Here is an 11,818-nt window from a genome sequence, read left to right on the forward strand (position 1 = left end):
AGCCAATGAATAGCAATTAAGTATAGCTATTCATTGGCTAATTTTTTGGGGCTTATACCAAATTTCTTCTTAAAAGCACTTGAAAAATGTGATACATAGTCATAACCACAGGCTAAGGCTATTTCAGTTACTGTTTTGTTACCTTCTTTTAATAGTTTTTGTGCTAGTTGCATCTTATAATCATACAGATAACCAAAAACTGTTGTACCAAATACTTCTTTAAACCCATAACATAGTTTTTTCTCATTCACCCCTACAGCTCGTGCCAAATCAGTAATGCTAAGGCTTGTTTCCAAATTGGCAGTGATAAGTTGTTGCACTTGATGCATTTTATCTATATCTGTTTGGCTTTTACAATAAGTATGCTGCTTAGGCAATGCTTCTGCTTGTCCTAATTGTAATAAGAAAAGCTCTTGCACTTTTAAATCAGCGTATGGGCGTGCTGCCTTACCCATTAATGTTGCCTGCTGTAGCTGTCCTAAGGCTGTTTGAATAGCAAAAGTAATAGGAATGGTTTTTTGAGGAGAGAGAATAAAGTTACCCCCACGTTCATACTGCTCATAGTAAGAAGCAAATACTTCTGGATATGCATTAGCCATCAGTTCAAACTGTTGGGCATCTATAGCAAGAGTAAACACTTCAATAGTATCAGTATGATGAAAAACATCTTTCCCATAACAAGGTTCATTGCCAAAAAATATATTATGAGTACCTGCTTTGGCAAGGCAATACTGCCCGTCAATCTCTATTTGCAGCCCCTTACAGGTTTGGGTTATGAAATATAATCGCACCGACGGAATATCAATCAATCCTTTAAAACTTACATCTTCCTTTATATGCGCTAGCCACCGATAGTAAGTATAACTGCCTATTAGTTCTTGTTCCAATACAAAAGTACCTATTTTATCACTCACTCCATTGTAATAATTACGTAGGTCTTCTTCATTATTTACCAAAGGTAATTGTATTTCATTCTTCATAAAATAGAAAAAGCTAATTAGATTTAAAAAATAGCCATTCAGTTATAACACTCGTAGTACTTATTTATACTACATTTGCATCCTGAAATCTATTAATTAGAACAAAATTAAATAATATATTCCAAATGACCAAATTAATTAATTTTTTAATCCTATCATTACCCTTCCCTATTATTGCTCAATGTAATAACCAAATAATATTTACCTCTTTCAGTACCAACAAACGCAGACTATTCTCCTACAACCCCACCACCGGCACAACCCAGCAAATACTAACCACTATATGTAACCCAACCTTCTTCCACACTTGGTAAACATAAATAATATGAATAAAATACCCGAAACTATGCTTATAACCCTATGGGCTAAAGCAACTGAAAATCAAGAACGCAAACCCCTATTACGCGACCCAAAAGCTGCCGAAATCATTGCCAAAATAAACTATGATTTCACCAAATTCAAAAAAGCCAAATTCTCGCAGGCAGGCGTATGCATACGCGCACACCTCATTGATCAGGAAACCCGTAACTTCATATCCCAGCACCCCGATGCAGTTATAATCCAACTCGGTGCAGGACTCGATGCCCGTTATGAGCGTTTAGGCAACCCCACCGTCACCCATTGGTACGATCTGGATTTGCCCGAAGTAATTGCCATACGAAAACAGTTTTTCCAAGAAACCGATAATCACAGCTTCTTAGCAATGTCATTATTCGATACCGCTTGGATACAGCTCGTAAAATCCCACCACAAGCCAGTCCTTATCATTATCGAAGGCGTACTTATGTATTTTCCACCCGCTCAGGTAAAAGATTTTATGCTGCATCTCACCCGCGAATTTGATACAGCCACCCTCCTTTTTGATATGCTCGCCTACGCCCTAGTAGGGCACGCCAAAAACCACGATAGCCTTAGCGCTATGGACAAAGACCGCCGCCCCGAGTTTCAATGGAGCGAAAAAGATAGCCTCACCCTACAACAATGGCACCCCAAACTAAAAGTAACCAAAGAATATTTTATGAGCGATTACAACCAAGGCCGCTACCCTTTCATATTCCGAATGCTATACAAAATACCCTATTTCTACAAGCGCTTTAATCAAAGAGTGCTTACAGTAACTATAACCAATGTATAGCCTTACACACATCAATCCTTAACAAAACAGCTGCTAAACCCCACCTTTAGCAGCTGTTTTCCTTATAAGCCAACCCCACTCTCCCCTAATCCCACCCCATCTAACTCCTATCCCCTACCTCCTACCCCCTAAATTACGAATAATGCAAAAATCACCTTCCTCCCATCTATCCCCCACCCCCTAACATCTCCCCCTAATAATCAGCCTATTACACCCCTACCCTCTTACCACTTATCTCTTATCTATTACCTACTTTAAACGAACCTATAACGAAGGATAAACGAACTATAAACGAAGGATAACCCTCACCTCCTTGATTTCCAGCCCCTTCAACCCCACCCTCACCCTTTGCATTATCCGCAACCAAATCCCCCAAACCTTACATTTTTCTCACCCTTTTCGCATTTTATCCCCATTTTTCTCAACCACTATCTCCTATCCCCTATCCTCTAACTCCTAACTCCTCCTACCCCCTCTTATCTCACTAAAAAAAATAAAAAAAATTTGTCAATTAAAAAATATTTCGTACCTTTGCGCCCTGAAAATTGAAAGGAGGTGTATTAAGTATGTTAATAATCCCAATTAAAGACGGCGAAAGCATTGATAAAGCCCTAAAACGTTACAAACGTAAATTCGACCGCACAGGTGTAGTACGCCAGCTACGTGAAAAACAACATTTCACCAAGCCATCAGTACGCCGCCGTAACGAAATACAAAAGGCTCAATACATTCAGCACTTACGCGATCAAGAAGAAATATAACTTTTGTTATAAAAATATTCTAGAAGAGTTAGCAGGTAAGATATACTTATTTGCCTAACTCTTTTTTACTTTATGGCACTGTATTTCAGTAAGTTATAAATAAACGCTGAAAAATATCACAAATTTTTCTACAAAAATATTTTGCCAATTCAAAAAAAAGTATTACTTTTGTAGCACATTAAGAAAGAATAATTAATTTTAATATTAAAAAAATTTAGCAATGAAAACTACAACCCTTATTTTAACAGCAGCTGTAGTTGTGGGGTCTGCTCTTACTGGGTGCAGCAAAAAAGATAATGGCGACGACCAAAAATTTTCTGTATCAACATCAGCAGTAACTGTAGAAGCAGGTAAAGTAGAAACTTTTAGAGTAACTGCAAAAAGTACCAAAGTAAAATCAGATAACGAAAGCATTGCCAAAGCCGATGCTGTCGATGGTACTATCCTTGTAAAAGTAACAGGTGTTAAAGAAGGTAAAACCAATGTTACTATTACCGAAGGTAGCAACAGAGCTATCGTACAAGTAACAGTTACCCCTCAAAAAAATAACAACCCTTCAGCTGTACTACAGGTAGATAACTCTATTCTTTTCCTACAAAGAGGCGTAGAAGTAGAGATTACCAACCGTGTAATTAAAAGTTCTGGCAACATAACTATTGAAGCTCCTAATACCGCAGTAGCTACCGTACGCCAAGCTGGTAACAATTTGTTCGTAAAAGGTGTTGGCGAAGGAGTTAGCGGCGATATCCGTATCAAAGATAATGGCTCTAATGAAGAAATCAGTATCCCTGTATACGTAATCGTACCTTTCAAAGCCCCTACACTACCCGCACAAATTACCGTGGGCGATAACCAAACCGTTGCGCTTACCGGAGTATATAACACCAATATCGTAGAAAACGGACGTTATGACCGAGTGAAAGTAACCTCAAATAACGGTAAAGCCGATATTACATTAGTTACTGAAGATGTAAAAAATAATGTAGGACAAAAAACAGGCGAAAAAGTAACAGGATTCACCATTACCGGTAAAAATGCAGGTACCGCTGCTATCACCCTTACCAATGGCGATGGGCAAACACTTAACCTAAGCTTCGAAGTAGTTAATTTCACAGCAAATACCTATTTCAATGTAGATGCCAATGGCGTACTAACAGTAAAACCAGGCGTAACCCTACCTACCAAAGTAGTATTACCAAGCAATGCCAAAAAAGTAGCAGCAGGCGCTTTCGTAGGTCAGCTTAACGTACAAGAAATTAACTTCAATAACGTTACCGAAATTGAAGGCAAACTCTTTACAAGTAGAAGAGATAACGTAGCCCCTCTTGTAAATGTTACCACAATCATAATGCCTAATGTAAAAATAATAGGTGATTCAGCTTTCCGTAATGCCAAGAAATTAACAAAAGTAGAATTCCCAGCAACTTTAACACACTTAGGACAATATGCCTTCAGTTCTTGTTCTGCCCTTCAGCACGTAGCATTCAGAGGTAATCTCCCAAAAGGATTAGGCCCTATAACAGCTACCCTAGTAAATGGAAAATATGAAGATCCAGAAGAACACGACAAATACTTAGCACAAGTATTTACCTTAGGACCAGGCGTTAGATATCTATATATTAATAATCCCGAAGGATTAGAAAATGGTACACCTAGAAAAAGAATTTTCAAAGATAAATTCGGCGAAAGTAACTTCAGAGCTGGTTCAGCAGAGTCAGTAAAAGATATCTCAGAATTTAGATAGAAATTTAAATTGTAAACATACAAAAAGGCTGCTTCATTAAAGCAGCCTTTTTTTATTCACTACACTATTAACACCTGTTAATAACCCACCAGCCCCAGCCTTACCACTTGTTTATAACTTTCTAATCAAAAGTAATAAATAAATTTGCACAACTTAAAAATGCGTATATACAAACACCCAAACCAAAAAAGCAAATTTATTTTTTAGCCAAATATCCACAAATAACACACAGTTATTAACAATAACAAAGCAAAATAATTATCAACAAAAAATACTCAATAATAACTTTTATAGTTATCAACAAATTCAGCTAAAATACTCATTTAAAAACAAATATATCATTTACCATTGTTAATAACCATCCCATAACACACAATAACCCAAAAAAGCAAATTTTTAAGCATAAAATTATAAGCCATATCCACACCCTAATAATAATATCCCCTTTCTTTTTTTAAAAAAAAATTTTATTTTTAAATTAATGATGGTTGATAACTCAAAAATACGTACCTTTGCATCATTGGTTCACAGAAAACAACTAATTACTAAAACTAAAAGACTAAAAAGATAATGACTAAGAAAACAACTAAGAATAAACAAGGCAAATCAGGAAAACCAAAAAAGAATAAAAGCCTGGCCAAACGCAATAAGCAAGAACTTAGCAAAGCCATCTTCTCAGTACTCAATGAGCACCCCGAAGAAAGCTTTAATTACAAGCAAATAGCCGCCAAGCTACACATTACCGATTCCCCACGCCGCGATATGCTTGTAAAACAACTAACCCAGCTTACCGAAAAAAAACGCATTGCCGAAGTAGATCGTGGTAAATACAAAGCCATCCCAGTACGCCATTATTATGAAGGTATACTCGATGTAAACTCACGTGGCAACGGCTATGTAGTAGTTGACGATTTAGAGCAAGATATCTTCATACCTGCCAACTTCCTCAATAAAGGTTTGCACGGCGATAGGGTAGAGGTATACGTATTTCCACGCTTCCGTACCCGTGCCAAGATGGAAGGCGAAATAACTAAAATATTAGAACGCAAAAAAGAACGTTTCGTAGGAACAGTACAACTACACAAAAACTTCGCCTTTGTAGTACCTTCCGATCCCCGTATGTATACCGATTTCTTTGTATTTAAAGAAAGTTTAAATGGCGCTACCGATGGCGATAGGGTAGTGGTACGTATAGAAAAATGGAATGATAAGAGCGATTCACCCGTAGGAGTGGTTGAACAAGTACTCGGCAAACCAGGAGAACAAACTACCGAAATGCACTCCATCTTAGCCGAATACGGCTTGCCTTATACCTATCCCCAAGAGGTAGATCAATTTGCCAAAGCCCTTGATGTATCCATTACCGAAGAAGAAATAAGTAAGCGCCGTGATATGCGTAATACCCTTACCTTCACTATCGATCCTCGTGATGCCAAAGACTTTGATGATGCCCTCTCATTCAATCAGTTAGAGAACGGAAATTATCAGATAGGAGTACACATAGCCGATGTATCTCACTACGTAAAAGAAGGTACCATACTTGATGAAGAAGCCTATAATCGCGCTACCTCAGTATATTTAGTTGATAGGGTAGTACCTATGTTACCCGAGGTACTTTGCAATTACGCCTGCTCACTTCGCCCCGATGAAGATAAATACACCTTTTCGGCAGTATTTGAGATGAATAAAAGAGCCGAAGTAGTAGATGTATGGATAGGACGAACAGCCACACACTCATCTTTTCGCTTTGCCTATGAAGAAGCTCAATCAGTAATTGAGCAAGCCAAAGTAGGGGAGGGGTACACTATTCCTGCCGATACTTCTATTACCGATACCGATAGAGAAGTACCAGCCACAGTAGTTGATGCTATCCTCACTCTCAATAGTTTAGCACAAAAATTACGTAGCAAGCGTATGCGTTTAGGAGCTATCACTTTTGATAAGATAGAAGTAAAATTTGAACTTGATGAGAATGACAATCCTACAGGCGTATACTTTAAAGAAAGCAAAGAAGCCAACAAACTTATTGAAGAGTTTATGCTACTGGCCAACAGAAAAGTAGCTGAGTATGTAGCCAATATGAAGAAAACCTTTGTATACCGCATACACGATGAACCCGATAATGATAAGTTACAACAGCTCAATGGCGTGATAAGCAGGTTTGGTTACGCCCTAAATCTTAATAATAAGCAAACCATTACCGATTCACTTAACTCTCTTTTAGAAGAAGTAAAAGGCAAAAAAGAACAAAACTTAGTTGATACACTTGCTATACGTTCTATGGCAAAAGCCTCATATTCAACTAAAAATATAGGGCATTATGGCCTAGCTTTTGATTATTATACACATTTTACCTCACCTATACGCCGTTACCCCGATGTAATGGTACATAGGCTTTTACAACTGTATTTAGATAATGCTCCTTCACAAAATGAAGCCGAGTATGAAACAAAATGCAAACACTCATCACAGATGGAGAGTTTAGCAGCATCAGCCGAGCGTGATTCTATCAAGTATATGCAGGTAAAATATATGGAAGCCCATAAAAACCAGTATTTTGCTGGGGTTATATCAGGTGTTACCGAATGGGGCATTTATGTAGAACTCAATGAAAATAAGTGTGAAGGCTTAGTACGTGCTCGTGATTTAAAAGATGATTATTACACCTTTGATGAACAACAATACGCCTTGGTAGGGCAAGCTACAGGGCGTATGTACCAGTTAGGTGATGAGGTAACAGTACGTGTTAAAAACACCGATTTGATGAAAAAACAATTAGATTTTGAGCTTATTAGCACCGATGATTAATTATTGTAAATAGTTAATAACCAACAGAGTAGGGGAGAAGTATTAAAAACTTCTCCTCTTATTTTTTGTTAATAGTTGTTTTTTTATTACCTTTGCTGATTATAAAAAATATTTAGCTAAGATATATGTTTGCTGATATACTACTTGCTTTGCCATTGGGTTTGCTACTGGCTTTTACCATAGGTCCTGTATTCTTTGTATTGCTAGAAACAGCAATAACCAAGGGTTTCAGGGCAGCTGCTATTTTTGATGCAGGGGTAATATTAGCCGATGCTACTTTTATTGGCATAGTATATTTCACTACAAGTAGTATGCTTAGAGAAATTAAAGATGATCCTAAGCTATTTTTTGTGGGCGGACTTATAATGATAGCCTACGGACTTATTTCATTCATCAAGTTGAAGAAGGATTTTAGGAAGGTAATGGATAATAAGGAGAATGCCCACTTAGTAGTAGCTGAGAAGGTGAATTATCTAAGTCTGTTTATTAAAGGGTTTTTATTGAATTTTATCAATATAGGGGTATTGGGTTTTTGGCTTGGTATTATTATTGTTTTTGGTCCTAAGCTTGATATGAATGGTACCCGTATATTGTTATTTTTTACTTCTATATTGGTAGCCTATTTTGCTATTGATGTAATTAAAATACTGATAGCCAAGAGACTTAAGAACCGCTTAACAGCTTTCCACATATATAAAATTAAGCGAGGTATTAGTATAGTACTACTTATTTTTGGTATATTTTTGATATTACAAGCTTTCATACATTTAATTAATAGCAAATAAAAAAAAATAACAATTATCAATGAACAATTTTAACTGTTAATTGATAATTGTTATTTTTTTTGGTAGTGCTATTTGTTTTTATATTGTTGGTTAAGATATTCTAATACATCATTGGTAATATCTTTACTTTCACTTCCGTATAGTAGGTTACCGCTATCATTAGCGCCTATTATAAGGCTGTATCCTTTCTTCTTACCGTATTCACGTATATTTTTCTTCATTTTGGTAATAAGTGAATCTAGTTGTTTTTGGGTTTCGGCTTTTAGTTCTTGTTCTTCTTTGGTAAGTTTTTGTAGGAGTATTTCTCTTTTTTGGAATAAGCCATTGTATCTTTTTTTGCGAGTACTTTCAGGGAGGCTTTCGGCTTGCTTGTTAAAAGCCAATACTTCGGCTTGTAGTGCTTGTGATATACTATCGCGTTTTTTTTGGTAGTTGGTTACTTGTACATCAAGTTTTGCTTTGATGTCTATTTTTTCTTGATAGCCATTGATGAGTTTGGCATTATCTACATATCCTATTTTATCGGTACAGGCTGTAAGGCTGAGGGCAGTGATACTTGCGATGATGAGTTTTTTCATTTTTGAAAATCATTATTTTTATTCTGAGTGCAAAATTAGTAAAGTTTTGCGTATTAATAAAATTTTTCTGAGTTTTTGATTGTATAGTTATAATCTATACTTTTCATATAATTATATAAATTCTTCTTATTAAAAGTAACTTCATTACAGCCTTTTTTATAGCGTTTCTTTTAAAAGTAATATAAGAGTTCCAAGAGCATTGAGAAGTATCTTAAAAAGGTCTTATTTTAAGTTTTTAGTATTTTAACACTAAAAAAGCACCTATTTAGGTGCTTTTTTTGTTTTTAGTGTGTATGTTATGTGTGATATGTGAAATGGGTATGAGATTTATTATTTTCTTTTTAATATGTAGATATGTGATGAATATTCTTTTTTGCGCCAACCATAGTAATTGGAACGAATACCTGATAGGAATCCTTTTAGGAGGGAGGTTTTTCCGGTTTTGTATTTTTCGGAGAGCATACTTACATAAAAGGCATCAAAGAGCATAGGGTGGATGGCAAGGAGTTGGAAGTTTTGTTGGGAGAAAAGTTGCTTGATACTGTATTTAGAGAAATGCCATAGGTGACGTGGTACATCATAGGCTGCCCAATATTCTTTATAATGTTGTGCATCCCAAGAGAGATAGTTGGGTACTGCTATAATTACTATACCATCGGGGGTGAGGAGGTTACTGATGGTTTGTATTTGTGCAGTTACATCGGGGATGTGCTCAAGTACGTGCCACATTGTAATTACATTGTAGGAGTGGGGGAGGAGGTTGGTGGTATCGGGGTGGAGAATGAGTTGTTTTTCTTGGGCTTTGATACGTGCTTTTGTACTTGGCTCGATACCTGTGGCTTGCCAGTGTGCATGGTTTTGGCAAGCAAGTACAAAATCGCCGGTACCTGCTCCTATATCTAAAAGGTTGATGGATTCTTTTTTATATTTTTTAATGAGGTTTATTTTGTGTTGAAGGTTGTATTGTTTTACCCACTGGTAGAGTTTATCGGTGAGGGTTTTGTGACTATCGGTATGTGATATGTAGTTTTCACTTTCGTAGTAAGTGCTAAGGTTTTCGGGTACTGGAGTGGTGTGGTATAGTTGTAATTGTGGATTGTACTCGAGCTTAAAAGTTTCGTGTGATATGCTATAATCTGTTATATTCATAAGGTGATGTGTATTACTTATGTTCCACGTGGAACATTTTATGCTTTTATTTTTTACTTTTTGTATTCTCTTTTCGGAGGAATGCGTAGGGCTTACGGGTTTCTAAATACTTGAGGTTGTGATCATTAGTGTATGCTTCGCGTTCAAAACTGATATTGAGGTAGGCGGTGTATTTGTTTTTGTATTTGAGATAATTCAGTGCAAACTCGGTGAGGTACCACAGATAGAAAAAGATAATGAGTAGTTCGCGTTGTTGTGCCAGGTGTATGCGTTCGTGGTTGATAAAGTACGGGTCGGTAAGGAGGTTTTTGTTATTAGTGAATACAAAAGGGTAGAGGGTAATGCCGCTAAACCCTTTGGGTACTAAATATTTGTTATAGATAAAACATTTCATTGTTTTTGGCTTTTCAGGGGCAAAAATACAAAATTATTATTAAATAGCAAGGGGGTAGCAGTTAGGGGATAGGAGGCAGGGGATAGGAGTTAAAGGGTGGGAGTTAGGGGGTGAGAGGTGGGAGGTGTAATTGATTAATAGATTTCTGTGTGATTTGATAATAGTAATAAGAGATTTGTATTGAGATGGGTGTGAGGTGTGAGAGTGTATGCGGCTTGTATGGTGCTAAATGATGAGAAATAGGAGGTGTGTATTGGGGTGATTGGAAGCTGTTGGGATAGGGAGAAGTGGTATGTATTGGGGTCATTGGAAGGTGCTGAGATAGGGAGAAGTGGTGTGTTTTTGCATAATTGGAAGGTGCTTGGAGAGGAAAAAGTGGTGTGTATTGGGATAATTGGAAGCTGTGAAAAGTATAATTAAGGCTTTGTATTGAGATGGTTGCAAGGGGAAAAAGGAGGGTATGAGGGGTGTGAGTATAGGGGTTTTATTTCTAAATAATATATTGATAATTAGTTATTTATATACTTATTACTTTTTGTATTGCTTGTATAATGTTATGTGGATTTGGTAGTTTGAGAAAAATATTAGAACTTTGCATCGGATTAAATATTGACGTAAAATGTTCCACGTGGAACATTTTCTTCAAATATAAAAAATGTATATTATGAGAAAAGGATTATTTTTAACTTTGTTATGTGTACCTTTATTGGGGGTGGCACAAATGATTAACACCCCAGCAAGCAGACAAGAGAAGAAATTGGTGGGTGAGGTGAAATCGTATACTGAGCGTGTATATGATGTATTTAATGGGAATGTGCAACAGAAGCGGTTATCGACTACTAATGGGTATGATTTTGATGATTCGGGAAAAGTTTTGATGAACTTTATGCAGTATGGTGGGATAGAATTACGCTATGAATATAGCTATAATGACTTGGGTAAAATGCTTGAAGTTAAAACTTTTAGGGGGAGAAATGGAGTGGAATTGTATGAAAAAGGGGTGTATGAATATGATGATAAGGGGAGAATGATGAAGTACTCTGTATTGGTAACTGGGGTGGCTACTCCTGTTCAGACTTATGTTTTTAGCAAATGGGATGCTGCAGGTAATGCTGTGGAGGGTGAATTGACTACAAGTAGGGATAAGGTAAAGGTTTATCAGGAGTTTGATAAAGAGGGTAGGCGCACGCTGCTTAGGATGATTACTGAGGGTAATGAGGCTGCGCAAATGCGGCTTTCATTGCGTTATGACCGTGAGGGTAGGGTAGTGGAACGTACTATGGTAGAGGGGGTTACGACTCCTGATGTGCTTAAATATAAATATGATAAGAAGGGTGTGTGTGTGGGTGTGAATAATCAGAGGTTTGAGCATATTTTTGATAAACAGGGGAATTGGGTGTTGAGAAAAACTTATATTGATAGTAAAATAGTGGGTATTACGGAGAGGGAGATTACTTATTTTAGGTAGGAGTTAAGAGATAAGA

General features: G+C 36.8%; 11 protein-coding genes. 7 read left to right on the forward strand and 4 right to left on the reverse strand.

The genetic code is table 11. The annotated features are described in order from the left end of the window. Positions 1 to 26: 26 nt before the first annotated feature. Positions 27 to 980, reverse strand: coding sequence for an AraC family transcriptional regulator (locus C4H12_RS10690; protein ID WP_106098912.1), 954 nt, complete (start codon positions 978 to 980; stop codon positions 27 to 29). Positions 981 to 1,105: 125 nt separating this feature from the next. Here C4H12_RS10690 and C4H12_RS13725 point away from each other — a divergent pair, with 125 nt between their 5' ends. The 6 genes from C4H12_RS13725 (at position 1,106) to C4H12_RS10715 (ending at position 8,213) form a co-directional block, all read left to right on the forward strand. Then, on the forward strand, positions 1,106 to 1,294 hold the full coding sequence (locus C4H12_RS13725; protein ID WP_164997601.1) for a hypothetical protein: 189 nt from the start codon (positions 1,106 to 1,108) through the stop codon (positions 1,292 to 1,294). 11 nt (positions 1,295 to 1,305) lie between these two features. Beyond that, positions 1,306 to 2,115: a class I SAM-dependent methyltransferase gene (locus tag C4H12_RS10695; RefSeq protein WP_106098913.1), complete on the forward strand. Its 810-nt coding sequence runs from the start codon at positions 1,306 to 1,308 to the stop codon at positions 2,113 to 2,115. A 566-nt stretch (positions 2,116 to 2,681) separates the two neighbouring features. Continuing rightward, positions 2,682 to 2,876 carry a 30S ribosomal protein S21 gene (gene rpsU, locus C4H12_RS10700; RefSeq protein WP_106098914.1) on the forward strand — a complete coding sequence of 65 codons (195 nt, stop codon included), beginning with the start codon at positions 2,682 to 2,684 and terminating at the stop codon, positions 2,874 to 2,876. Between the two features lie 220 nt (positions 2,877 to 3,096). Continuing rightward, positions 3,097 to 4,620, forward strand: coding sequence for a leucine-rich repeat protein (locus tag C4H12_RS10705; protein WP_106098915.1), 1,524 nt, complete (start codon positions 3,097 to 3,099; stop codon positions 4,618 to 4,620). Positions 4,621 to 5,190: 570 nt separating this feature from the next. Beyond that, the gene (rnr, locus tag C4H12_RS10710; RefSeq protein WP_106098916.1) at positions 5,191 to 7,428 is read left to right on the forward strand and encodes a ribonuclease R; all 2,238 of its coding nucleotides are present in this window, start codon (positions 5,191 to 5,193) and stop codon (positions 7,426 to 7,428) included. 125 nt (positions 7,429 to 7,553) lie between these two features. Beyond that, positions 7,554 to 8,213: a LysE family translocator gene (locus C4H12_RS10715; protein WP_106098917.1), complete on the forward strand. Its 660-nt coding sequence runs from the start codon at positions 7,554 to 7,556 to the stop codon at positions 8,211 to 8,213. Between the two features lie 68 nt (positions 8,214 to 8,281). On the opposite strand, the gene C4H12_RS10720 is transcribed toward C4H12_RS10715, so the two are convergent. From C4H12_RS10720 to C4H12_RS10730, 3 genes are all read right to left on the reverse strand, one after another. Then, a complete protein-coding gene (locus tag C4H12_RS10720) occupies positions 8,282 to 8,791 on the reverse strand; it encodes an OmpH family outer membrane protein (RefSeq protein WP_106098918.1) in 510 nt (169 codons plus the stop codon). A gap of 330 nt (positions 8,792 to 9,121) precedes the next feature. Beyond that, complete coding sequence (locus tag C4H12_RS10725) at positions 9,122 to 9,940, reverse strand: class I SAM-dependent methyltransferase (protein WP_106098919.1); 819 nt, start codon at positions 9,938 to 9,940, stop codon at positions 9,122 to 9,124. Between the two features lie 46 nt (positions 9,941 to 9,986). After that, positions 9,987 to 10,334 (reverse strand): hypothetical protein, encoded by a 348-nt coding sequence (locus C4H12_RS10730; protein WP_106098920.1) that lies wholly within the window; start codon positions 10,332 to 10,334, stop codon positions 9,987 to 9,989. Positions 10,335 to 10,998: 664 nt separating this feature from the next. Here C4H12_RS10730 and C4H12_RS10735 point away from each other — a divergent pair. Further along, positions 10,999 to 11,802, forward strand: coding sequence for a hypothetical protein (locus C4H12_RS10735; protein ID WP_106099482.1), 804 nt, complete (start codon positions 10,999 to 11,001; stop codon positions 11,800 to 11,802). Positions 11,803 to 11,818 lie beyond the last annotated feature (16 nt).

This window comes from Capnocytophaga sp. oral taxon 878, from assembly GCF_002999135.1.
Lineage (GTDB): Bacteria > Bacteroidota > Bacteroidia > Flavobacteriales > Flavobacteriaceae > Capnocytophaga.

Bases quoted from the DNA above. Each gene is read 5' to 3' on its own strand.
- C4H12_RS10690 (WP_106098912.1), bottom strand. From the start codon at position 980: ATGAAGAATGAAATACAATTACCTTTGGTAAATAATGAAGAAGACCTA.
- C4H12_RS10705 (WP_106098915.1), top strand. From the start codon at position 3,097: ATGAAAACTACAACCCTTATTTTAACAGCAGCTGTAGTTGTGGGGTCT.
- C4H12_RS10695 (WP_106098913.1), top strand. From the start codon at position 1,306: ATGAATAAAATACCCGAAACTATGCTTATAACCCTATGGGCTAAAGCA.
- C4H12_RS10715 (WP_106098917.1), top strand. From the start codon at position 7,554: ATGTTTGCTGATATACTACTTGCTTTGCCATTGGGTTTGCTACTGGCT.
- C4H12_RS10730 (WP_106098920.1), bottom strand. From the start codon at position 10,334: ATGAAATGTTTTATCTATAACAAATATTTAGTACCCAAAGGGTTTAGC.
- C4H12_RS10725 (WP_106098919.1), bottom strand. From the start codon at position 9,940: ATGAATATAACAGATTATAGCATATCACACGAAACTTTTAAGCTCGAG.
- C4H12_RS13725 (WP_164997601.1), top strand. From the start codon at position 1,106: ATGACCAAATTAATTAATTTTTTAATCCTATCATTACCCTTCCCTATT.
- C4H12_RS10720 (WP_106098918.1), bottom strand. From the start codon at position 8,791: ATGAAAAAACTCATCATCGCAAGTATCACTGCCCTCAGCCTTACAGCC.
- rnr (WP_106098916.1), top strand. From the start codon at position 5,191: ATGACTAAGAAAACAACTAAGAATAAACAAGGCAAATCAGGAAAACCA.
- rpsU (WP_106098914.1), top strand. From the start codon at position 2,682: ATGTTAATAATCCCAATTAAAGACGGCGAAAGCATTGATAAAGCCCTA.
- C4H12_RS10735 (WP_106099482.1), top strand. From the start codon at position 10,999: ATGAGAAAAGGATTATTTTTAACTTTGTTATGTGTACCTTTATTGGGG.